Origin of the sequence: Microcoleus sp. PH2017_09_SFU_O_A (assembly GCF_020738625.1) — a bacterium.
Taxonomy (GTDB): Bacteria; Cyanobacteriota; Cyanobacteriia; order Cyanobacteriales; family Microcoleaceae; genus Microcoleus.
On sequence record NZ_JAEQCF010000007.1, the window covers coordinates 172,338 to 197,082 of the forward strand.

17 protein-coding genes are annotated in these 24,745 nt (G+C 46.1%); 9 read left to right on the forward strand and 8 right to left on the reverse strand.

Going from position 1 to position 24,745, the window contains the following annotated elements:
• The first annotated feature begins 163 nt into the window (after window positions 1-163).
• Window positions 164-301, forward strand: a complete 138-nt coding sequence (locus JGK16_RS05160; protein ID WP_293202844.1) for a hypothetical protein — start codon at window positions 164-166, stop codon at window positions 299-301.
• Here the strand turns inward: JGK16_RS05160 and JGK16_RS05165 are convergent.
• Window positions 287-1,051, reverse strand: coding sequence for a Uma2 family endonuclease (locus JGK16_RS05165; RefSeq protein ID WP_293189804.1), 765 nt, complete (start codon window positions 1,049-1,051; stop codon window positions 287-289). The two genes, JGK16_RS05160 and JGK16_RS05165, sit on opposite strands and share 15 nt — an antisense overlap.
• A gap of 49 nt (window positions 1,052-1,100) precedes the next feature.
• Between JGK16_RS05165 and JGK16_RS05170 the strand changes: the two genes are divergently transcribed.
• Both JGK16_RS05170 and JGK16_RS05175 read left to right on the forward strand, forming a co-directional pair.
• Window positions 1,101-1,760: an HAD family hydrolase gene (locus JGK16_RS05170; RefSeq protein ID WP_293198942.1), complete on the forward strand. Its 660-nt coding sequence runs from the start codon at window positions 1,101-1,103 to the stop codon at window positions 1,758-1,760.
• 612 nt (window positions 1,761-2,372) lie between these two features.
• Window positions 2,373-5,717, forward strand: coding sequence for a PAS domain S-box protein (locus tag JGK16_RS05175; protein WP_293198943.1), 3,345 nt, complete (start codon window positions 2,373-2,375; stop codon window positions 5,715-5,717).
• 433 nt (window positions 5,718-6,150) lie between these two features.
• Here JGK16_RS05175 and JGK16_RS05180 read toward each other — a convergent pair whose 3' ends face one another.
• The gene (locus tag JGK16_RS05180; protein ID WP_293175580.1) at window positions 6,151-6,429 is read right to left on the reverse strand and encodes a hypothetical protein; all 279 of its coding nucleotides are present in this window, start codon (window positions 6,427-6,429) and stop codon (window positions 6,151-6,153) included.
• Window positions 6,430-6,782: 353 nt separating this feature from the next.
• On the opposite strand from JGK16_RS05180, the gene JGK16_RS05185 reads away from it, so the two are divergent.
• Together JGK16_RS05185 and JGK16_RS05190 are read left to right on the forward strand one after the other, a co-directional pair.
• Complete coding sequence (locus JGK16_RS05185; protein ID WP_293189806.1) at window positions 6,783-7,514, forward strand: sucrose-phosphate phosphatase; 732 nt, start codon at window positions 6,783-6,785, stop codon at window positions 7,512-7,514.
• Window positions 7,515-7,641: 127 nt separating this feature from the next.
• Window positions 7,642-7,995: a DUF6464 family protein gene (locus JGK16_RS05190; protein ID WP_293175576.1), complete on the forward strand. Its 354-nt coding sequence runs from the start codon at window positions 7,642-7,644 to the stop codon at window positions 7,993-7,995.
• A gap of 86 nt (window positions 7,996-8,081) precedes the next feature.
• Here the strand turns inward: JGK16_RS05190 and JGK16_RS05195 are convergent, their stop codons facing one another.
• The 6 genes from JGK16_RS05195 to JGK16_RS05220 form a co-directional block, all read right to left on the reverse strand.
• Window positions 8,082-8,432, reverse strand: a complete 351-nt coding sequence (locus JGK16_RS05195) for a hypothetical protein (RefSeq protein WP_293175574.1) — start codon at window positions 8,430-8,432, stop codon at window positions 8,082-8,084.
• A 76-nt stretch (window positions 8,433-8,508) separates the two neighbouring features.
• On the reverse strand, window positions 8,509-8,817 hold the full coding sequence (locus JGK16_RS05200; RefSeq protein ID WP_293175572.1) for a DUF1830 domain-containing protein: 309 nt from the start codon (window positions 8,815-8,817) through the stop codon (window positions 8,509-8,511).
• A gap of 1,073 nt (window positions 8,818-9,890) precedes the next feature.
• Entirely contained in the window at window positions 9,891-10,277 is a 387-nt protein-coding gene (locus JGK16_RS05205; protein ID WP_293154432.1) for a response regulator, read from the reverse strand.
• A gap of 263 nt (window positions 10,278-10,540) precedes the next feature.
• On the reverse strand, window positions 10,541-13,993 hold the full coding sequence (locus tag JGK16_RS05210) for a PAS domain S-box protein (protein ID WP_293189808.1): 3,453 nt from the start codon (window positions 13,991-13,993) through the stop codon (window positions 10,541-10,543).
• Between the two features lie 457 nt (window positions 13,994-14,450).
• Window positions 14,451-16,370, reverse strand: coding sequence for a response regulator (locus JGK16_RS05215; protein WP_293189810.1), 1,920 nt, complete (start codon window positions 16,368-16,370; stop codon window positions 14,451-14,453).
• Window positions 16,371-16,812: 442 nt separating this feature from the next.
• Entirely contained in the window at window positions 16,813-18,099 is a 1,287-nt protein-coding gene (locus JGK16_RS05220) for a chemotaxis protein (protein ID WP_293175564.1), read from the reverse strand.
• A gap of 426 nt (window positions 18,100-18,525) precedes the next feature.
• Between JGK16_RS05220 and JGK16_RS05225 the strand changes: the two genes are divergently transcribed.
• From JGK16_RS05225 to mrdA, 4 genes are all read left to right on the forward strand, one after another.
• Window positions 18,526-21,069, forward strand: coding sequence for a GAF domain-containing hybrid sensor histidine kinase/response regulator (locus tag JGK16_RS05225; RefSeq protein WP_293175562.1), 2,544 nt, complete (start codon window positions 18,526-18,528; stop codon window positions 21,067-21,069).
• A 71-nt stretch (window positions 21,070-21,140) separates the two neighbouring features.
• Window positions 21,141-21,506: a four helix bundle protein gene (locus tag JGK16_RS05230; protein WP_293189812.1), complete on the forward strand. Its 366-nt coding sequence runs from the start codon at window positions 21,141-21,143 to the stop codon at window positions 21,504-21,506.
• 117 nt (window positions 21,507-21,623) lie between these two features.
• Window positions 21,624-22,310, forward strand: a complete 687-nt coding sequence (locus tag JGK16_RS05235) for an N-acetylmannosamine-6-phosphate 2-epimerase (RefSeq protein ID WP_293175844.1) — start codon at window positions 21,624-21,626, stop codon at window positions 22,308-22,310.
• A 360-nt stretch (window positions 22,311-22,670) separates the two neighbouring features.
• A complete protein-coding gene (gene mrdA / locus JGK16_RS05240; protein ID WP_293175558.1) occupies window positions 22,671-24,488 on the forward strand; it encodes a penicillin-binding protein 2 in 1,818 nt (605 codons plus the stop codon).
• Window positions 24,489-24,745: the final 257 nt, after the last annotated feature.

Here is a 24,745-nt window from a genome sequence, read left to right on the forward strand (position 1 = left end):
TTGGCGAGATTGAGGGTTTGAATCGAATACTTGGGCGAAAAAACCCGGTTTCTCGTCACCGCTGCTTCAACAGTTGACAGTTGACAGTTGACAGTTGACAGTTGACAGTTGACAGTTGACAGTTTGAGAGCGACCTCTACCCTTAAGTCCGAGGATTGGAGTAATGAATAGTCTGATTTGGGCTTTCAAGCAATTCTTTCTGGTAGGTTCAAAGAAACCGGGTTTTTGGGAGATTGAGGATTTTTTGCGAATATTTTGGCGGAAAAACCCGGTTTCTGGCTACCTATTAGCTGCCTTCTAACTCTCGCAAACGCGCTTCTAAAGCTTGAATTCGCAACTCAGCTTCTATGCGCCTTTGTCGTTCTTGTTCTGCTGCTAATTCGGCTTGTTCTGCCCGTTCATCAGCGGCCAGCAGCAAATTCCCCTCAGCATCCCACCAGCGCAGCCAAGGCAGTTCTACGCCCTGATAAACTCCTTGCCAAATGCCCAATTCCAATCCCATTGGCTCGATTTGGTAATGTCCGCGCTGATTTTCTGACATTAACTCAAATCTATCTTCTACCAAATGATAGCATTCTATTTTGGCTTTTTTGACTTCATAAATTCCGTAAAAAGCAGGTCTAATAATCCGTTCGTAAATCCAGAATTTCCCCTTTTTGGGAGTTTTATCTCTTTCTTCGCTGCCATCTCCCGAAACAAATTCTAGTATAATTAACGGCGGCATTAATTCTTTCCACATCACATAGGAACGCCGCATATTTCCGTCGAGAGTTGGCGGCACGTCGGGCACGTAAAACCAATCTGGTGCTTCGGCTCCTTTTTCGGGCGGTTCCGGGGGTTGCGCTACTCGCCAGTAAATACCTGAATCTTGACCGATGCAGTATTGTCCGTCGGGATGAACTTGGTCTAGAATAGGTCTAATTGATGTTGTTAAGAGGATGCTTTGAGGGTGTTCTTGAAAGTTTTTCACAAAAGTACCGTCGGAGTCTGGTAATTGAGTGTGGTCTGGAAAGTCTGTTGCTAAAAATTCGGGTTTTTCGGTGACATTCATCTTGACCTCTTGAATGTTTAAAGATTATACTTCACACTGGGAACGGAATATGAGTCAGTACAAGTTAATTATTTTCGACTTTGACGGCACTTTGGCAATTACTCATAAAGCCATTATATCTTGCATTACTAAAACTTTTGAAAGTTTTGGTAATACACCGCCTGAGGCAGATATAATTCAAGGGACGATCGGCATTAATTTACCAAATACTTTTAAAATGCTTCATCCGGCGATCGAGGAAAGCGCAATTCCCGAATGGGTTGAAACTTACCGCTCTTATTATCGGACTGAAGGTGAAAAGCAGCTCGATTTATTTCCTGGTACCAAGCAAATTTTGCAGTTGGCGAGCAAGTCGGGATTGAGCTTGATAGTTTTCAGCAACAAACACCTGAGTTTTGTAAATCTGTTCCTGGAAAAGTTGAGAATTAACGGTTTTTTTGATTTGATTTTAGGTGATGACGGACAAATTATTCAAAAACCCAATCCAAGTGTTTTTCACTCGATAATTAAACCGCTGTTCCCGGATTTGGATAACAGTCAAGTGTTAATGGTTGGCGATACAGCGGTTGATTTGCTGTTTGCTAAAAATGCTGGGATAGATGTTTGTTGGGCGGCTTACGGATATGGCGATCGCGCTGAGTGTCTGGCCCTAGCACCGACTTTTGCGATCGATGATATTTCCGAACTGGCTGCGATCGTTCAAAATTAATCTTGACTCGGTTTTTTTTCAGAATAGTTTGGATCGTTTAACAACTAAAAAAGATTTGATTAAAAACATTTCACTAGAGCTAGAGTTTCTATTTTGGCTCTAGAGGTAAAACTTTATTGCCGGCAGCAGTAAGCCGACTAAACGCTGTTAATTAATATTAGTTTTAAAAATGAATGCAACTGTAGGTAAACTCCCAACTGCGAGATTCATCAGCAAGTCCCAATCTAAAGTCTAAAATCTCAAATGGTATAAACTATACCAGAGATAGAGAAGGCGCGACAACAACTATTATAAGTTAACGGGTAAGAGTCGTTTGAATGCAAAAATTACAAGGTAGAAGGCAAGAAAAACCCGGCACACTGATTTATTGTTGGTATAATTTAATGCATAAATTTTGGAGGATGATTTTCTAACTTCGACATATAGTGGATCTAGCTCTCATATTCGCGGACGTTGTTGGGAAGAGGGCCCTCTTAATTTAAGGGTTATATAAGCTGTCAGTCATACCTCATCTTTTTGAGAAAGGCTATATAAGAAAATAGGAAATTTTTGTTAAAATTGCAGGGTATGCTGCCGATCGCGATCGATAATAAACTCAATCTATAAAAACTTATGCAGATCGATATAAGTATTCCTTTTGACAATCTATCGCCGAATCGTACCGGCCCCAATGCACCGAATTTAATAGAAGAAGTATGGAGGCTGTACGATCGCGCCCTGGCAGCTACCAGCAACGGCATCGCGATCGCGGACGCTACACTTCCGGACAACCCAATCGTCTACTGCAACCCAGCCTTCGAGAAGATTACAGGCTACGATCGCAGCGAAATCATCGGACACAACTGCCGTTTCCTGCAAGGCCCGGATACCGATCGCGCAGCCGTCGATCGCATCCGCGCAGCCCTGCGAGAACAACACGACTGCAAAGTAGTTCTGAAAAACTACCGCAAAGACGGCACGCCCTTCTGGAATGAACTCACCATCTCACCGGTGCGCGATAGCAGCGGCACCGTTACCCACTTCATCGGCGTCCAAGCTGAGATCACCGATCGCATTCAAGCAGAAGAAGCCCTCAAACAAGCCGAGGCAAAATACCGCAGCATCTTTGAAAACGCCACCGAAGGCATATTTCAAATCGCCCCAGACGGGCGCTACCTCAGCGCCAACCCGGCACTCGCCCGCATCTACGGCTACGATTCTCCGTCAGAACTGATCGCAAAATGTTCGGCAACAAACATTTATGTCGATCGCACCCGCCGCGCCCAATTCGTCGCTACTATTACCAAAAAAGGCTCCCTGAAAGAGTTTGAGTCCTGCATACTCCGCCGGGACGGCAGCACTACCTGGATCTCGGAAAACGTGCGCGAAGTTGAGGGCGAAAACGGCGAACTCCTTTACTACGAGGGAACCGTCGCCGAAATCGCCGATCGCAAGCGCGCTGAAGCAGCCCTGGGCGATCGAGAATATTGGCTGAAAACCGCGATCGATGCCGTACCCGACGCAGTCAACCTCACAGACAGCGAGGGGCGCTGGCTGATTGCTAACGACTGCGCCCTCCAACTTTTGGGCCTCGATACCTCAGACTACCAGGGCAAAACTACCGCCGAACTTGCTGCTACTGCCGATCCGAGAGTCAGAGAAATCCTGCTAACTTGGCAAGAAACCGAGGAAACTACCTGGGAAGCCGGTACTCTGACTTGCACCCGCCAAGTTGTCTCCTTACCTACAGGCGGCAGCAATTGGTTTGAAGTGCGGAAAGTGCCGCTGTTTAACCCCGACGGTTCCCGCAAAGGCATGGCAGTGGCGGGGCGGGACATCACTCAGGAAGTCGAAGCAGAGGCAGCTTTGCGGGACAGCGAACAGCGGTTTCGGGCAATTTTTGAACGCGCTGCGATCGGCATGACAGTGGCTACCCTCGAAGGCGTGGCGATCGCGACTAATCCGGCATTTCAAGCTATGCTGGGGCGATCGGAAGCCCAACTGCGCGGCGCCGGCATCGACGACTGGGCGCATCCGGAAGACGCAAAGTCCGATCGCCACTTGCGCCAACAGTTGGTCTCAGGATCGCGCGAAGCTTACCAAATCGAGAAGCGCTACCTCCGCCTAGACGGCAGCATCAGGTGGGGACGCCTCAGCGCCTCTGTCATCCACAGCAGTCACGAAACGCCACAGTTTATTTTGGAAATGGTAGAGGATATTACCGATCGCAAACTTGCCGAATCAGCTTTACTGCAAAATGAAGCTAAGTGGCGATCGCTAATTCTCAACAGTTCCGACATCATTACCATTCTCGACGGCTGCGGTCGCATTGTTTACGAAAGCCCTTCTGTAGAAACAGTCTTGGACTACGAACCAGAGGAACTCATCGGTCAAATTGCCCTCGATTTCATTCACCCTGACGACCTGCCCTCGGCGATTTCCGACGGCGAAAAACTGCTCGCAAATCCCGGCGATCCGATCGCCCTCAAAGGTCGGTTCCGGCGCCCTGACGGTTCTTGGTGTTTTCTCGAAGGAGTCGGCATCAACTTGCTAGCAGACCCCGCTGTGAACGGAATTGCGATCAACTCCCGCGACATGACGGCGCGCAGACAAGCAGAGTACCGCCTCAGCAAAATCAACGAGTGCTTTTTGGGATTCACCACCGACGCGGGCTTGAACATTCAGCGCCTGACATCCTTAGCCGGCGAGCTTTTGGGCGGCAGCAGCGCCATCTACAGCCACGTCGGAGGCGGGCTGCTGCGCGCGATCGCGACTTGGCAAGCGCCGCCCGATTACCCAGAGGTCGATCGCGCCGAAGGCCATGTCTGCACCGATGTCTGCCACCAAGCCAGCGATCGGGCTGTGGCGATTCCTGACTTGCAGAACACGATCTACGGCGAAATCGATCCCGCTGTTATCCGCTACCAACTCAAAAGCTATCTGGGACAAGCAGTCAGGCTGGGTGAGAATTACGTGGGTGCCGTGTGCGTAGTCTACACCGAGTCGATCGCACCCACAGAAGCCGACTGCAAGCTGATCGGAATTATCGCTGGGGCGATCGGAGTTGAGGAAGAACGGGCTGCTGCTGCCGATCGCGATCGACAAAAATCCCAGGAATTGCAAACAGCTTTGCGCGAATTGCAACAAACTCAAATGCAATTAGTCCAAACCGAAAAAATGTCTTCCCTCGGGCAAGTGCTAGCAGGAATTGCCCACGAAATTAACAACCCAGTTGGCTTTGTCGCCGGCAATCTCTGCCACGTCCGCGGCTACGTTCTCGACTTGCTAGACATCGTGCAGATGTATCGAGAAGAATTGCCGAATCCCCCAGCCAAAATTCAGAAACAAGCTGAAGATATAGACTTAGAATTTTTAGCAGAAGACCTGCCCAAATTGCTAAATTCGATGCACACAGGATGCGATCGAATTGTAGAAATCATTCAAACTCTCCGCAATTTTTCCCGGGCAGACGAAGCTAAATTCAAGCCTGCCGACCTTCACGAAGGTTTAGAAAGTACCTTGTTAATGTTGAACAGCAGGCTAAAAGCCAAGGCACACTGGCAGGGAATTGAAGTAATTAAAGAATACGGAGAACTGCCAAAAATACCATGTCATCCCGGACAGCTCAATCAGGTATTTATGAATATCTTGGCAAATGCAATCGACGCTTTAGAAGAAAGCAGCAGCCCAGCCACAAATACCCCCAATTCAAGTTTTCCAGCAATCACAATCAAAACTGAAATGATTGATAACAATAGAATTTATATTCGCATCTCAGACAACGGCCCGGGAATTCCCCAAGATAATATCGTGCGTTTATTTGACCCATTTTTTACCACAAAGCCCGTAGGTAAAGGCACCGGTTTGGGTTTGTCAATTTCGCATCAAATTGTGGTTGAAAAACACAAAGGTAAATTGCAGTGCCTCTCGGAACCTGGGAAAGGCACTGAATTTATCATCGAACTTCCAATTCAATAAGAAATGAGAATTAAATAACTTATAATCTTTATTGTTCTTGTGGGATGGGCGTCCCCCCCGTCCTTTGTGTACGGGCGGGACGCCCATCCCACTTTCAAGAGTGTAAATTATTTAATATGCGATCCTAAGCTCGTTTCTTCCACCTTGTACCATATTCGATCTAATACCAAGAAAAAAAAATCGTTGTTTTCTCACATATTTTCGTGCTTGGCGTCGCTCGATTTTCGCTCTTTTTTTGGTACGATATTTCTGCGACGCAACCTACAGATACTAATCATATCATGTCCGGTCGATTACCATAACAAAAATGGTTTGTAGTGCGGACTTCAGTCCGCAGCATTTTACGGACTGAAGTCCGCACTACAAACCTTTCGTAGTCCGGTTAATCCAGCGGACACCATATCAGTGATTCCCAAATCTAAAATCTCAAATCCTATGACTTCTGTCGCCTCTTGTTGTATACTAAGGAGATCAGAGGTGTCAGTCTGGCTGCTAGTTTCGGCACTGTACCGACTTCAGTAGCTTTTTCAGACTGAGGAAAGTTTGTAATTTCTAACTCATTTGGGGGCAATTTACGAATTGCCCCCTTACTTTTGGGGCTGTTGCTGCGATCGCCCGCGTGCTGTATCTTGTCATAAAGCTCGATCGACAATTCAATCAATCCGCCAGCCCTTCTCCCCGATAGCTGCGACACTTCCACCTCAACCCCCATCAGCCTTTCGTCTGACAGACTCCCTCGCTAGCGCAACTTCTGGACTTGAGTTATCCTGAACCTAATCCATTGTGGCAGCTTGACGCCCCCTGTCGCACCACAAACCAACAAAAGATCACAAAAACTAAGATAATTTTATTCTTGTAATTAAGTCTTGTAATTAAGGAATTACCAGAAACAATTGGTTGAAAGCCCGCCCGCCCGATCGGGAGAAATTAAAATCAGACTATTCATTAGTCCAATCCTCGGACTTCCTTTGTCAAGTGTCCTCAATCGGTCAACTATCAACTGTCAACTGTCAACTGTCAACTGTCAACTGTCAACTGTCAACTGAACAATTCCCAATTATCAAAATGAAATTCTTATTAGTGACAGATTTAGACAACACATTAGTCGGAGATGACGAAGCAACTCAACTTTTAAACCAGCACTTGCGATCAAAGCGATCGCAAATTTGTTTAGTTTACGCTACCGGGCGTTCCCATGCTTCAACCTGCGAGTTAATTTCCCAAAAGCAACTGCTAGCCCCCGACTATACGATCGCAGGTGTAGGCAGCGAGATTTACCAAAATGCCACCCTCGATTTAGATTGGGCGGAATATATTTCTCAAAACTGGGATAAAATTGCGATCGCCTCTTTAGCTCAACAGTTTAAGCAGCTTAAAGCCCAATCCCTAACAGAACAAAATCCTTGGAAAATCAGTTATTGTCTGGAACCAGAAGCAGACAACAGCTCGATTCTCCAGGAATTGCAGCAAAAATTAACCGCATCGGGACTAGCAGCTCAAATCATTTTTAGCAGCAATCGCGATCTAGATATCTTACCAAAAACTAGCAATAAAGGCAATGCCCTAACTTATTTACAACAGCGCCTCCAAATTCCATCGGACGCAACATTAGTTTGCGGCGATTCTGGCAATGATATTAGTATGTTTGAACAGGATGTTCGGGGAATAATCGTTGCTAACGCTATGTCAGAACTCTTAGCATGGCATCGCGAATATGGTACTGAAAATCATTATTTAGCTGGCTCTGCTTGCGCTGGGGGAATCCTGGAAGGAATGACTTATTTTTGGGAATTTTGATGGTATAAAAGGCCATTAAAGGTTCGTAGTGAGGACTTTAGTCCTCATAAGATCAGAGGACTGAAGTCCTCACTACAAACACGGAGATTGCGATACCATCAGCTTGTACTCGCTTGTCGCACCGCACATGGAACAAAATACTTTACCAGTAGAAGTGATTCTCTCTCACTCCCGCCAATCCCTAGGGAACATTCGGCTGGATTGGACGCCACAACCGGGGAACTATCTGGATTTAGAGGGAAAAACCTACGCTGTCTTGGAACGCCACCACCGCTATCAACTCAAATCCGGGCGCTACCAACTGCAAAAAATTGCCTTGTACGTGCAGTCTGCCGCACTGCCGACGGAAAGAACATTTGTCAGCGGCATCTGGGTTATCGGAGTTGCTAGCTGCCACTTTAACGCTCGATCGGAAATTCTGCGCTGTGCTGTCAACCCCAATGGCCCCTGCGAGGGCTGCCGCGATTACCAAAAGTGTTGAATGCAAGCTCTGCGTACAGACAATTTTAGCTCGATCGGGCGATCGAGAGTGCCGAGGATCTCGGCATCTCCCTCAATTACCGAAAACTATCTAAACCAACTACCAACTCTAGAATCGAATTTAACTTCTTCCCGAACGCGATAATCTACCTTCTGATAGCTGTGCAGTAAGTCGCGAATGCCAGTATGAATCAAATTTTCTATCTGTAGCAACTGTTCTGAAGAACAGCGAACCTGAACTTTTTGGTTCGCTGACTCGCCGGAGTCGATCGCAGTATATTTATTAGGAACTCTGCTCAGCACGTAAGCAATTAAATCCTGCCGCAAGCCCGAGTGTGAAAAAACCTGTTGGTGGGGATGGTTGGGATAAGACCCCAAGATAATTTCTACTTCCTCTGTGACTACGCCCAAGGTGATATTGACAAGATTTTTCTGCATTTTCCCAATTTCCCAAATACTACTGAACTTAGATATTTGTTGCCCCCGATCCAGTTCGTCTCATTTCTCCGGAACTTTAGCGCGCTAATACCGCATATTTTGCTTCCGGAATAACCCGATCGAACTCAGAACTTACCTCTTCTATAACCCGCAGCACGTAGCAGGGAATATTGTCCGATAAAATAGCACTTGCCACCGCGCCTGTATGAATTTCTAATACTGCTGTTGCCGCAGCTTCAAACATCATTCGCTGCCCCGGAAACATCACTCTTTCAAAGTACCAATTAGGAATGTTTCCAATCCGCAAAACCTGAATTTGGTTAGTAGCATTGGCGTAATAGCACAAGATTTGGTTGTTACCTTGAGAAGATAGCTGATATGACATTTGAGAAATCTCCACACTCTTTAAAAAACTTACTCAGACTTCGCTTTGCCTATTCGTCGCAATTGCGAGTTTGGCTGTTGACAAAATGACCTACTTATTTTCTCGACGTTATTCGACAGCACGAATCACATCCTCAGTTATTAATTTATTTTTGATTGATTTTTCCTGCCAACACTTAGAATACTTGCACCGAAACCAGTTTTTTCCGGTTGAAAAACCCAGTTTGGTTGGTATGCAGTGCCTAACCCCTGATTGATTCAGGTTGGTTGTGTTGTCGCACTCCTCAATCAAAAGTACCGTCACTCACCAAACTCTCCTGACAACAGGTTTGTTTTTTGGCAGCCGGATGCTACTGAGAGTGCGACCTTCACTTGAAGAACCTGGGATAAACATTATCTAAAAAATATGAGGAAATTATGAAGATCGTCATTGTTTTAAATCAATATATTTTGCTCAAAGCATGGATTATAACACTTAGGCAGAAACCGGGTTTTTCCCTACCAACTTCGCTGTATTAGGGAGTATGGCTTAAACCATTTGGTCGATCGAGCAACAATCTGTAATTTATACAACAGTAATCTAAGTATAAATACGCATAAAGCCGATCGACTTTATGGGCAACAAAAGACCCCGACTCCCTGAGGTTATCTCTGGAACTTCTAGGGAATCAGGGTTTGAAGTAACCAATCACCGATCGATCTCAAAGCTAAATCAAAAAAATGAGGAAATTCTGAAAACAGCCCGAAAACTTCGACTTTCCGGGACGGAGAAAGTCGGTTCACCAAGATAATTGCGAGATTTTAGCAAGAGGCTGAGAACCATAAACCGGATTTCCGATCGCCATCCGGCTTAAATTCCCCGTTAGATCAAATCCGGTAGCATCGGAATTAATATTACCCACAGAAAGGACACGGCAGTGCCGTGTCCCTACAATAAATGCTTGCGATGGTTATATTTCTCGATCGCGCGATGGCAAGAGAGCAAGAGAGCCCGTGCTACGATTATTTTGCGGCGCAAGAAACGGCATTGCCGTGTCCTCCTTTGCTGAGAGTTAACAGTCAACTTTCCCCAGCTTAAAGCAACGTTTCCCAACCCAAAATTCCCGCAACTTGCTGCGCCAAACTCAAAGGATCGAAAGGCTTGGCAATCACCCCTGCTACCCCCAAATCAGCAAACTCGTTCAAATCCATCGCCTGCACCTTAGCCGTCAGAAAAATCACCGGAATCTCTCGAGTAGTCGCATTTTTTTGCAGCAAACCAAACAAAGTAACTCCGTCCATATCGGGCATCATTACATCGAGTAGAATAGCATCAGGGACTTGAGTTTCAGCTAAAACCAATCCTTTGCTGGCCTCGGGCGAAATCAGCACCCTCCAGCCACCTAAATGTTCTAGACAAGCCTGAATCACGCTACAGAGGTTTTGTTCGTCATCGATTACCAGAATCTGCTTTGCTGACATAATTAAAACCCTTATTTTAAATTAATCATCGTAAACTGAAAGAAAACTTATATCAATTCCGGCTGCGCTCATACATGATAGAGGAAAGGAGACGGCTTAGCCTTAGTCCCTACCCCAGATTAATTGTAGGGACTAAGGCCAAGCCGTCTCCTCATTTCGGCTAATAATTCCGATGCGATTTGATATTAGTAGGGTGGGCAATGCACACCGATACGCAGTGCCCACCCTATATAGAGTGCGTGCGTTCAAGACTGAAAATAATCTCAAAACTTCTCCCCTTCGCCTTCGGGCGGTGCAGGCACTGTGAAATAGAAACTCGTGCCTTCAGAGACAACACTTTCGGCCCAAATTCTGCCTCCGTGCTGCTGCACGATGCTGCGACAGATAGCCAAACCCAAACCCGTACCTCCTTTTTGGCGGGAGTCAGAACCATCGACCTGTTGAAACCGTCCAAAAATAGTTTCTAGTTTATCAGCAGGAATCCCCCTCCCTCGATCTTTGACTTCAAATAAAACCCGTGAAGCGTAGCTATCCCGTAGGGAATCGACCAAATCTTCAACCCTGACAGTTACTGTACACCCCGGAGCCGAAAATTTAATCGCATTGCTCAACAAATTTACCAGCAGTTGCACAATCCTGTCCGGGTCAGCCCAAATTTGTGCCGTTGCGGGCAAAATCGACAAATTAATCTTATTTTCAGCAGCCACAGACATCACAGCTTCCGCAGACTTCCGCATCAAAACCTGCACATCGCACCACTGCTTAACAATGGTAACTTGGCTCGAATCGAGTCGCTCTAAATCGAGAATATCGTTGACCAAACGCACTAACCGTTCGGTATCGCTTGACGCAATTTCTAACATCTGTTTGGCAGTTTCCGGTCGATCTTTGAGCACCCCAGCCGCCAGCAAACCTAAAGAACCGCGAATTGAGGTCAGCGGCGTTCGCAGTTCGTGGCTCACAATGGAAATAAACTCATTTTTCATTTTTTCAATTGCTCGACTTTCTGTGATATCTGTGACTGTGCCGACGTAACCAATTAGTTGACCTCCATCGGCAAAAATCGGAGCTGCTTTTGCCCGACCAAACCGGATTGTTCCATCTGGCTGGATGTGGCGGAATTCGCAGGAAAGTTCTTCACCAGGCGATCGCAATTCCGACCACTTAGACTGAATTAGTTTGATATCTTCGGGGTGAACAAATCGCATCCAGCCGTCTCCTAAAGCTTCTGCGGCTGTGAAGCCACCAATTGCTTGACAGCGCGGATTTGTATAGGTACATTTCCCCTCAGCATCTATTTTGAAGATGCCGACAGGAGAACTCTCGCTCAGAGAACGAAATAAAGCTTCGCTTTCCCGCAGTTCTGTTTGAGAAATTTCTAGTTCTCTGGTGCGCTGCAAAACTCGCATTTCTAAGAGTTCGTTGAGCTGTTGGAGGGCGGCTTCAGCTTGTTTGCGATCGCTAATGTCGCGCTGCACTGCCACCCAATGGGTAAACCAACCAGTTTCATCTGCGATCGGCACAATGCTCAATTCTACCCAAAATTCCGTCCCGTCTTTGCGGTAATTGATCAAGTCAACCCGCACCGGCTGCCAGGTTTCCAAAGCTCTCCGAATGCGATCGAGACTTGCCCTATTTGTTTTTTCTCCTTGCAAGATGCGCGGCGTTTTGCCCACAACTTCTTCTAGCGTATAGCCGCTCATCCGCGTGAAAGCTGGGTTGACATACAGAATTCGCGGGCCCGGTTCGTCAATCGGTTCAGCTTCGGTAATTAACACCGCGTCGTTAGTCGTGGTGATGACTGATTCCAACAAACGCAACTGTAATTCTTTAGCTTTGCGATCGCTAATTTCTGTAACTGTGCCCACCATCCGCACAGCTTCGCCCGTTTCGGTGTAAAAAAACTTACCTTTCCCTTCCATCCAGTGAATGCTGCCGTCGGGCCAAACCACGCGGTGTTCGTGACAGAAATCCGATCGCTCGGCGAGGGCCTGATTCCTAGCATTCTCCAAAGCTTTTAAATCTTCCGGGTGAACGCAAGCTGCAAAACTTTGATCTGTTCCGCCAAAAGTTCCAGGCGCCAATCCAAACAACTCTTCATGTTCCCTCGACCAAACCATGCGATTTTTCTGTATGTCCCAGTCCCAAAATCCAATTTTGGTAGCCGACAAAGCTAAGTTGAGCTGCTGGTTAATTTTCCGCAACTCAATGCTAGCAATAGCAACTCGCAGTTCTCGGGCAATTTCGATTTCGCAAGGCAGCCAAGGCAAAGATTTTGACCTCACAGTTTCTTGCCACAACTCAAAGGAAGTGCGAGGAGACATCAATGGGGTGCCATCCGGTTTAAATTCAATTGGCCAGTCGGGTTTGCCTGCCCAGTTGACAGTTTGAATTGCTTCGGGACGGAACCACAAAATGTAATAATTTTGCATCTCGGATATGGCAAGCACCAGCAAACCGCTAGCAATTTTCTTGAATTTCTCCGATGGCGGATACAGTTTTGAGAGAGAATCTGTATAAAAAACATCATTATTTATTTGAGGTTTTATCCAAGCTATTAAGTTTCTGATTTCTCCCAATTCTGGGGTTGTGCCAATGGCTGTTAGATTTTCATTGGCACAGACAACTCCACCGATAGCGCCCACTAATGCCAGCAATTCATCTCGGGATTTAAGTAAACCTTCTACAAAGCAGTGTGATTGAGAAATTTCAGCGATGAATTTATGGCAAATTTCTTTTAAATTAATTGCATAGTCCCGGTCTTCGCTATCTTGTTTGTAGCTGAGTTCTAGATTTACAAACTTTGCTACCAGTTCGCAAGCCGTTCTGGTTTCGTAGTTGATATACTTTGGTGTTCGGTGGTGACAGGCGATCAATCCCCAGAGTTTTCGATCTTTGATTAATGTCACGGTCATGCTAGCGCCAATGTTCATATTCTTGAGATATTGAACGTGGCAAGGCGAAACTGTTCTCAACAAAGATAAGCCCATATCCAGGGGGCGACCGGTCAGCGGATTGCACTCAGGAATTAGTTCTACAGCCTGATAGTGAATATCGGGAATAAATCGAATTAAATTCATGGTGAACTGCTTTCTAGCCTGCGGGGGAATATCCGCAGCCGGATAGTGCATTCCCAATAAAGGAGCCAAATTTTCTGCTTTATCTTCGGCGACGACTTTTCCCGCACCTGTGGCATCAAATTGATAGACGATCGCCCGATCGAACCCAATCATCCTCCGCACCTCTTCTACCACTGTCTGACACAGCAATTGCAGGTTTGGCGTGTTGTGGATTTTGTCGATCGGCTTTTGGACTAAATGATAAGAATTGAAATAATTGCTCGCTTTTGGGGAAACAACCTGCTCTAGTTCAAAAATTAATACCGAACTTAATTGATACAGCGTCCCATGAAAAAAAGACTTGCGGTTTTGAATTTTGAATGATAAGCTGATATCGTTAGTTTGATTGCTGTTTTCACATAAAGCTTTTTGAATCGCCTTAATTTCCTCAGTCTCGACAAATCCATGTAAAAACTTGCCCAAAAGTTCTTGCGGGTAAATGCCGATCGCCTTAAAAGTATTATTGCTAACTTGCAAAATCTTCAACACAGTAGATTCCACCACCAACAGGATGCCGTGAGGTTGAATCGAAGCCGGAGCGTAAATTAATTCGCAGTCGGTGTCATCGCGATCGCCTTTCTCTGACGTTAATACCATTGCTTTCATTTGATTGTGAACATTGATCTAAATCAGCCTGTATTGTTAAATGACCGGGCTCTCCATCCCTCGACGCCATCGCGTCCGAATCCTAGAATTTAATAATCCCAAGTTTTGGCGAAAGCTTACCGGCGTTTCGGACGCCCGCTGCATCATTAGGTGTCAACAATCGCCTAACAACTTTTGTATCTATCGTTTACCGTTGAGGCCAGATCCCCCTCTTGCGGTCAACTGTCAACTGTCAACTGTCAACTGTCAAACGATTTTGGATTTTGGATTTTGGATTTTCGATTGGGGATTGAAGATTTTTGATTGTCAACTGTCAATTTTCGATTGGGGATTGAAGATTTTTGATTGTCAACTGTCAACTGTCAACTGTCAACTGTCAACTCTTCCTTCTTCCTTCTTCCTTCGTGACAACTGTCAACTGTCAACTGTCAACTGTCAACTGTTTAACTTACCGCTGTGTCAGAGCAAGTTTGTGTCGGAGTTGAGTCCGCTCCAAACGATTCAGGATGCGAGCAATTAATTCCGGTTCCACGATCGGCTTATTCACGTAGTCATCAGCACCCGCGACAAACATTTGACGCACTATTTCCGACTCAGAATGAGCGGTCAAAAATAGCACGGGAAGCTTGCTCCAGCGCAAATCGTTTCGCACTGCCAAACACAGCTCGATACCGCTGTAACCAGGCATCTCCACATCTAAAATTAGCAAATCTGGACAAGTGGTTTCGAGTACCTCCCAGAACTTTTCGGGCCGATCTAATGTTGTGACTTGCAATCCCCAAGGTTGTAGAATCACTTTCAGTGCAGCCAATAGATGCACATCATCGTCTACCACCATAACTTTGGCTTCAGCAGCACCTGTTTGATCGAGAACCTGGGCGACTGATTTGAGTATATCTGCTGGGGAGATAGATTTGTGTAAAAAGCCGGAAGCTCCCAAACGAGCAACTTCAATTCGATCGCTCAATTGATTGTTCCCGCTAAAAATCATCACTGGAATATCAGGTTTTTCAGTGCGGAGCTCGGCTAGGAGAGTAAGTCCGTTTTCCTGAATTCTGGAAAATGTCAAATCCAGTAAAATCGCGTCGGGAGGCTGTTGAGAAATCGCGCTTCTTGCGGATTGCCCAGATGTGGCAACTTCTATCTCAAAGCCCGAACCGGATGCTGCTGCTTTTAGTCGATCGCTCTGCAAAGTATCATCATCAACGATCAGAATGCGGCGCTTTTTGGAAACCGCAGTAACCAGCTCGCTTTCAGGTTCCGGCGGGCGATCGAATATCTGTTTGAGCAAATCCTGAAAATCCTCAATCTGCTGAGCAGTCTCCGGTTTAAAGATGTTTTGGGCCTTGAACAACTGTTCGATCTTGCGCGCAACTTCCGAACCTTTAGGCAGCCCTAAAGTTCCCAAAGAACCGACTAATTTGTGAGCTTGCTCCTGGGCTTCCCGCCGCAGTTGGTTGTCCAAGGTTCCGGTTTTCAGTTGGGCGATCGCGCGATCGAATATCACCACCTTTTCGATAAAATTAGCTTTTAACTTGCCCCGAATTTCCGCAACCACACTCAGGACTTGGAGGCGGCGCTCATCGTTGCTTAATTCCTGGCTGTGTGCGATCGATTCAGCAGGTACATTTTCTTGACTTTTAGCAGTTTCTGCCGTATCCCGGGCAACTTTTGGACTCTCAATCTCCTCCGGCAGACTTTTGAGCCGGTAGCCCAATCCATACACCGTTTCCACTAAATCTACAGTCATCCCGGCTGCTTTCAGCTTGTGCCGCAGCCCCTTGATATGAGCGGTAACGGCTTCTTCTTGAGGAAATTCGCCCGCCGACCAAATGCGATCGAGCATGGCACTGCGGCTGAAAATGCGCCGGGGATTTCTCAGAAAAAGTTCCAGCAGATTGTACTCTTTGGGAGTCAAATGCAGAACTTTTTCGCCATAAGTTACTTCCGTAGTATCCGGGTTGACTTGCAGTTTTTCCCAAGTCAAACTTGTACTCGACAAACTTGCCTTACCCCGGCGCAGCAAAGCCCGAATTCGAGCAATTAATTCTTGGAGATTAAAGGGTTTCACCACATAATCGTCTGCACCCGCTTCTAAACCTTGAACTCGATCGTTACTGCTATCTAGCGCTGTCAGCAATAAAATCGGCATTTGGCAGCCGGACGATCGCAATTCCCGACACAAACTAATACCGTCGAGTTTAGGAATCAGCACATCCAAAACAATCAAGTCGTAATCGTAGGCTTGTGCCAACTGCAAGGCTGTTTCGCCGTCTTCCGCCGTATTCACATTGTAATTATGAGCATTCAGCGCTCTGGTCAGCAAATTGATTGTAATTGTGTCATCTTCTACTAGCAAAATTTTCATAAGCCTAGCCTGTTATTTGACCAATTCTTGTGACTTTAAATCAAAATCTTGTGATGCAAATAGCGTTGCCTAACTCTTAATTTATTCGTATTAACCTCCTTCAAACAAATAGTATTGTGCAAATTGTAAAATTGTTACTTTTTATTTTTTCAGACCAACCGCCCCGACGATTATGAAGTTCTTGAAACACGAGCTTTTTTCCAGATATCACGACGATAACTCAAGGCGTCTTCCTTTTTCCTTCTCCTTCTCCTATATAGCGGTTCTCAAGCGTAGTGAGTATGCCCTGTTTGGCCGATGCCCCATGCCCTGTTTGCCCCATGCCCTGTTTGGCCGATGCCCGATGCCCTGTTTGCCCCATGCCCTATGCCCATTCGTACCTCATATGAGAGCTAGAAAGGCTATACATATCGAAAAGTTAAATCAGATGAGCCCTAGAATTTTAGGGCTTTTTCGACTTCAGCGCCTGCTGAATTTTTTGAATCAGATATTGCGATGAATCTTGCTGCTTAACTATATCTTCCCATTCAGAAATTTCAGCTTCAGCGTCTTCTAAATCTTTAACTAAAGAATGAGCAACAACACTTTTTTTAACTCCCAAATTTTCTTTAATGGCGGTCGGTGAATTGAAATCTTTTTCCGCTATTAATTCCTCCAACTCTAACAAAGCCATTTCCGCACGATCGATCTTGATGGTCACCGATTTAGCTACATTAGCACCCGCTCTTGCTGCCTCCGTGAGTTCGTGAACCCGAAGTTTAAATCGGCTGGCAATTTGCTCGATTTGGGTCCCCAATTCAAAAGTTTTACTTGCCAGTCTGCCAATTTCCAAACTCACCTTGCTCAGACCGCTGGGCTGATTTCCCATTTGATTGGTAACTACAGCCACCTGTACTGCTAAATGCCTGACTTGTTCGATCGCCTCCCCGATGGTTCGGGAAGTGCGGTTAACCGTTTCTAAATCATTAGCTATTGCTTTGCTAATACCCAAAATTTTCTGTGTATTATTGCAAATAGAATTAGCACCTTGAAAAGTAGCTTGAAATGCTTGGCGGCCTTCTGAAGAAATTAACTTCGCAATCCTCACAAATCGCTGATTTATTTGAGAAATTTCTTCAGCTTGTTTGACCAGTGTCACTTGCTCGCGACTCGGAGTATTCTGCAATACTTGGGCTTGAAGGTGTTGGGATTTTAGCAACTCCTGGCATTCATAAAATTTTGCCTGTTCTTGTTGAATGATTCCCATATATTTCTGTCTTTCTACTCTGTATTTTTGAATAAGCTTGTTAGCTTGAGCTAAAATTTTAGACTGGGCAATCACCAGAGTCCGAACGTCCAAAAGGCGGAAACTCTGATTGTCCATTACCACAATAATTGGTTCATAAATTAAATCTTTATGCCTGTTGAGAGACGCTTGTACGGCATCCTCAACTTTCCAGTTTTCCTCCATCAGCAAAGGCGGTATTCTCATAAAATCTAACAAGGCTCGAATCGGATGCTGACCGTAAATTTCTACGCGATCGGGGAGACTCATTTGTTCTCGAAATTTGACGCGAGAAATCATGCCCAATACCTGTGATTCGTGAGTAATAATCACTCCCGGTAGGTCTGGTTCTTGCTCGAATCTTTGAGCCACTACCTGTCCTGGAGTTGCAGCACTGACTTGGAAGTGGTGACACGGCAGATGTCCGATCGTGAAATCGGGGGTGAGTTGAGTTGGATTGCTCATTTACCCGGATAGTGTTAAGTAGAAGTTAACAAATTATATATTGATATTATACTGGATTAAGATTGTTTAAAGTAGTCAGCAACCCAGTCTTAAAAGAACTGAGCTTGTAAGAGTAATATCTCGCAAGCTGTGTTGACCAGCCTCAGCCTTAACTGGCTACGTTATTTGAGTCACGACACCGCAGAAAAACGGATACAAGCGCGCGACTTAAGTTGCGAGCAGCCCAAAATCTTAGCTCGAAGTTCCTGCTCCGGTGATTCACGAAGCTGCAAGTAAATCTAAAATCTAAAATCTAAGATCTAAAATCGACTGACTTCTTTGATCTCAAGTCTTTTGGAGCGGCCCCGTCTGCTGCGCCCCTGGTTCCCTCCCCAAAACAGCGGCATTCATATTTTGTCCTTTAAAACAACCGGGAAAATACCTAGATTGAAACCAAAAACCTTAAATCGAACTTTGCCGATCGCAACCTTTGAGGCTGCTTACCAGTTGTTACAGCAAATGGCTGAACTCCCGGGGGCGATTTGGCTCGCCGACGATGCGATCGCCAATCCTGAAAATGGGGAAGGAAACTCGTCCCAAAGGTTTGCAGCAGTGGTATCAGCTCGGTTTAGCGCGCTGCTGCGGGGCGAGGCATTAGATGAGTTGGCAACAAACGGACGCAAACACAGTGAAAAACATCTCACTTCGCAATTAAATGTGGATTTGACTTTCGATCCAGGGGCGATCGCCAAATTCCTCTCTCCCCTCGCAGACAAACTCGCAGAAATAACGCCCGCACCGCCAAGACAAATTGACATTCGCGCCCTCAAACAAGCAATTAAGAACATACAGCCGAACTCGGCAATTTTACAAAGCGAATTCACCCTAAATTTGCTGGATCTTCTCGCTACCGATGCCAGCAAAAACAGTCCCCTGCCCCTAAAGCTCCCAACAGAAATAGAGGGAAACTCAGCGTTAAAACCGATCGCTCCAGAAACGCTACACCACCAGATTGCCGAAGCCGTCAATCACTTACAAATTGCCAGTCCCTGCATTTCATTTTGTCAGTCTGTGGAAGATGCTTTGCAGCAGCAGCTAGAACAAGAGCGACTTTTGAATCAGGTGACAACTCAAATCCGCCAGAGTTTGGAATTACCAGTAATTTTGTCAAAAGCAGTTTCGAGAGTGCGAGAGTTTTTGGATGTCGATCGCCTGTTAATTTATCAATTTGAAAAAGTGCCAGCCCCCCACCATGCCGAATTAGGTAAAGAAATACCTATGGCGGTTTCTGGCGAAGTCAAAGAAAATCCCGGTTCTTACTTGTATTTAGGTCGCGTTACCTACGAAGCTTTAGCCAGCGATGCTATCTCGTCTGTACTGAATTTTAGTGAAGGCGCCCAGTGTTTTCCCGATGGAGTCATTGACAGAGAGAAATATCGCAAAGGTTTGGCTTTGTGCGTCACTGATGTGGAAATAACTTACTCTTCGCACTCTTGTTTTTTAGAGTTGATGCGGCGGGCGAAGGTGCGGGCGAAGTTGCTAGTACCGATCGTAGTTCAAGACGAATTGTGGGGGCTGCTAATCGCCCACCAGTGTACTGTGTGCGAGTGGGAAGAAAGCAAAAAAACATTTTTGCGGCAAATAGCAGAACATTTGGCGATCGCCATTTACCAAGCCGAACTTTATGCAGAAGTCCAGCAGCAAAAGTGTACCTCTGAACAGCGCGTCATAGAGCGAACGCAAGAACTGCGCGATGCCCTTGCTACCGCCCAGTCTGCCAGCCTCGCCAAAAGCGAATTTTTGGCAGCTATGAGCCACGAATTGCGGACTCCCCTCACCTGCGTCATCGGCATTTCGGACACGCTGCTGCGGTGGTCTTACGGCAAAGTTGGCACCAAAGAAGTACCAATTGCCAAACAGCGACAGTACCTGCAAACTATCCGGGACAGCGGCGACCACTTATTAGAATTAATTAACGATATTTTAGATTTATCGCAAGTAGAAGCAGGAAAAGCAGTATTAAAAATTAGTGAATTTTCAATTTCTAAATTAGCTTCTCAGAGCCTGCACGCCTTCAAAGAAAAAGCTATAGCTAAAGGCGTGGAACTCGTGCAAGAACAGCGGATCAAACAAGAGTGCGATCGCTTCACCGCAGACCCGCGCCGCTTGAGACAAATTCTGTTCAATCTTTTAGGAAATGCGATTAAATTTACTCCCGAAGGCGGGCGAATCGTCCTGCGAGTGTGGGTGACAGAAGATAAAACTCGGACGCCAGCAGTGCGACAGCCCGGTACTGCACCCCCAGGTAGCACCGCTGTTTTTCAAATCAAAGATACCGGCATTGGAATTCCCGAAGATCAGCGATCGCTCTTGTTTCAAAAATTCCAGCAGTTAGATTCCCCATACCGCCGCGAATACGGCGGCACCGGTTTGGGATTGGCATTGACCAAACAATTAGTAGAACTTCACGGCGGCGCGATCGAAGTCAACTCTACAGTTGATGTTGGCTCTACTTTTACAGTTTTTATACCAATGCAAACTAAAAGCAAAGATGAATCCACAAAATTCAAATATGAAAAATCGAATTCATCTTTACCGCTGCACTCTTCCTCCTTGCGGGGCAGCCTCGTCCTCGTAGAAGAAGATGAAGAAACTGCCATGCTGATTTGCGATATCCTGACAGCCGCAGGAATGCAGGTAGTGTGGATGATTGAAGGCTCGGCGGCGGTAGAACAAATTGAACTTTTGCAGCCCAATGCTGTGATTGTGGATATGCGTTTACCCGGGATGAACGGCTGCGAAATAATTCAACAACTTCGCCAAAAACCCGCTACTGAAAATCTCAAAATTCTGGCTTTAAGCGCTAAAGAAATTCCCGCAGATGAAATATCTTTTGTGACGGCGGGAGCTAACGATTGTTTGGCTAAACCGATTCACCCCGAGCAATTGCTTGACAAAATTCTTTCTTTAATGGCCGGGATTAATGGATAATGGGGCATGGGGCATGGGGCATGGGGTATGGGGCATGGGGCATTTAATATAATTGAGTTTTTGAGGTAATTATGGGAAGACCTGATTTTGAGGAATTAGAGGTTTATAAGTTGGCGGAAAGTTTGGCGAATCAGATTTGGGAGATTGTTAAAAAATGGGATTACTTCACAAAAGATACGATGGGCAAACAGATAGTTCGGTCTGCTGATAGTGTCTGTGCTAATATTGCTGAAGGAAGAGGTCGTTATAATGATCAAGATAATCGGCGTTTTGTAAAAATTGCCAGAGGCTCTTTGTACGAAACCGTAAACTGGTTAAGATTAGCCTATGCTAGACACCTTATCACCAGCGAAGAAGTAAGCAAATTCAAACCAATTGTCGATAAATTACTACCAAAACTTAACGCTTATTTGAGTTCAATAGGACACAGGGAATAAATCACAAAAAAAGCCCAATGCCCTGTTTGCCCAATGCCCGATGCCCCCTGCCCAATGCCCGATGCCCAATGCCCAATGCCCGATGCCCAATGCCCCATGCCCCATGCCCCATACCCCATGATTAACTGTCAAATTCCTACAGGATTAATTGTTTCTTGTCAAGCACCTGCTGATTCGCCGCTGCACGATCCGATCGTGATTGCAGCAATGGCTCGCACCGCCATCAATCGAGGTGCATCGGGCGTGCGGATTGACACCCCGGCTCACGTTGCAGCGGTGCGACAACAGGTATCGGCTCCCGTAATTGGCATTTGGAAGCAGCAATTGGCGGGATGCGAGATTTACATTACTCCTCGGTTTGAAGACGCACGGGCGATCGCACTTGCAGGAGCAGATATTATCGCCATTGACGCTACTTTGCGAAACCGCCCTGCTGGCGAAGACTTAAAGACGTTAATCGATCGCATTCACAAAGAATTAGGGAAATTAGTCATGGCGGATGTAGATACTATAGAATCTGCGATCGCCGCTGCTGAAGCTGGTGCAGATACTGTCGGTACTACTCTTTTTGGCTACACACCCCAAACAGAAAGTTTCTCGCCGCCCGGATTTGATTTGCTAGCGCAAATGGTAGCAAAGCTCAAGATTCCCGTTATCTGCGAAGGCGGAATCTCTGGGCCCTCCATGGCTCAAAAAGCATTGAATTTAGGAGCAACGGCTGTTGTTGTCGGTGGAGATATTACTGGAATTGATATTAAGGTGACAGCCTATGCGTCGTTCATTCAGTTGACAGTTGACAGTTGACAGTTGACAGTTGATCTGTTGTAGGGGCAGTGCCCCCGTGAGAGCCCTCTTAGTTGACAGTTGACCGCTTGAGGGCAACCTCTACCTGGAAGTCCGAGGATTGGAGTAATGAATCGTCTGATTTTAATTTCTACGCCAAACCCAGAGGCTTTCAAGCAATTATTTATGCTAATAGGAAAATAAATAGGAAATTGTAGAACAAGAACTGTACGGGATTTTACGTATTTATGTATCTGCCAATAGGCATATTTATGTCGGTCACTAAAGAGCTAAAAGTTGTCATCGCTGTATCCTCCCCGAAATAATCCGGATGAGAATTAGATCTGCCTGTTAATTCAATCAAAGAGCAGATTAATTAATATGGCTAGCGATTTTTCTTTTAACTCTAAAGTCCGATTAAACAAAAATACCTCGGACAATCCTGCACAGCAACGGAGTCGATCGCTCCAAGTGATGATTTTTATGCTGATCGTCACTACATTAGTGACGATGCCGATGTTTCGTCTAGCCGAATTGCAACTGGTACAGGGAGCCTACAACCGACAGCGGGCGGAAAATAACCGCATTCGCCCTGTCTCAGTCGCAGCGACTCGCGGTCAAATTTTAGATCGCAACGGCAAAATTTTGGCGGCGAACCGCGTATCGCGATCGGTGTATTTGTGGCCAAAAGAGCGATCGGCAAAGGATTGGCAAGAAGTCGCGGCTACACTGAGCCCGATCGTCAAACTTCCCGCCACCGAAATCATCAAAAAAATCGATGTAGCCGGCTACAAATCAGCCCTGCCAGTGCGAATTAGTAAAGATATCGATGTCGCTACTTTCGTCGCTTTGGGAGAACAAAGCAATACTTTGCGGGGAGTTGAAATTCGCGTAGAATCGAGCCGCGACAATCCCAACCAGCAATTAGCAGCTCACCTTTTGGGGTACGTCGGTGAAGCTACTTTAGACGAATTAAAAGCTAATCCTGCATATCCAATGGGGATGATCGTCGGTCAAATGGGAGTTGAAAAGTTAGCCAATCCAACTTTAGAAGGCGTTTGGGGGAACCGTTTGATCGAGGTGAACGCTAAGGGCGAGGAAATTCAAGATTTAGGCGTAAAAGAGCCTATTCCCGGCAAACCCGTGCAGCTAACTTTAGATTTAGATATGCAAAAAACTGCCGAAAAAGCTTTGGGCGATCGCCTGGGTGCCGTTGTAGCGATCGACGTGAAAACCGGAGCGCTTTTAACAATGGCTAGTTGGCCGACATTTGACCCCAACATTTTCACCCGCAAGGTGACTCAAACAGAATGGGATCGACTGCAAGGGCCAGAAAAACCATTTTTAAATCGGGCAGTTCAAGGCTATCCAGTCGGCAGCACTTTTAAGATTGTAACTTCTGTCGCCGGCATGGAATCGGGCAAGTTTTCTCCTGACTCGACTTTAGTATCATCTTCTTCAATTACGATCGGTGGCATTTCTTTCAACGAACACGGCGCGGGTCAAGGTGTTATCGGTTTTCGCGATGCTTTGGCCTTTAGCAGCAATACATTTTTCTATCAAGTAGGCATGGCGGCAGGCCCGGAACAAATGTCGAAATGGGCGTCTAAAATGGGCATTGGCGGGACGATTAATTTAGATATTTTGGGGATAGACGGTGCCAATCACGGTCAAGTGCCCACGCCAGCAGAGAAAAAGAAAATGTACAAGGAAGATTGGTATGTGGGCGATACCGTCACAATGGCGATCGGTCAGGGTTTGGTACTTTGTACTCCCCTAGAATTGGCTGTGATGGTGTCAACTGTTGCTAATGGCGGTTATCGAGTGCAGCCGCACTTATTGGCTTCTCAAACCAATACACCCCTCACGAAAAAAATCCCCACAGGAATTAAACCTTCTACTTTAAAGGTGATTAAAGAAGGATTGATGGACGTGGTGAAAAAGGGTACAGGCCGCGGTCTGAATGACGGTACAATTCCTTTAAGTGCTGGCAAGACAGGGACTGTGGAAATGCCAGGTCATCCTGACAATTCGATGTATGTGGGTTTTGCTCCCGCTGACAAGCCGGAAGTTGCGATCGCAGTTATAGTCGAAGGCGGAGGATTTGGTGCCGTCTCGGCCGCACCAATTGCTCACGAAGTATTTAAAACCTATTTTCAAAAACAAGGTTTTAAACCTACTAACAAGCCTTTCAAATAATAATTGATATTATAGCGAATCTAGCTCTCATATGAGGTATGTTGTTGGGCTTGGGCCCTATACGTCTAAGCGGTTATCGAGCTGTCAGTTATACCTCATCTTTTTGAGAAAGGCTATATGCCCTGTCAATTACGCTAAAAACCGTTTCTAGTGAAGACTTTAGTCACACCGTGTCAATTATCAGCCCTAAAAATGGTTTGTAGTGAGGAATGCAAGTCCGCATCCAAATCCGAGGACTGAAGTCCTCACTACAAACC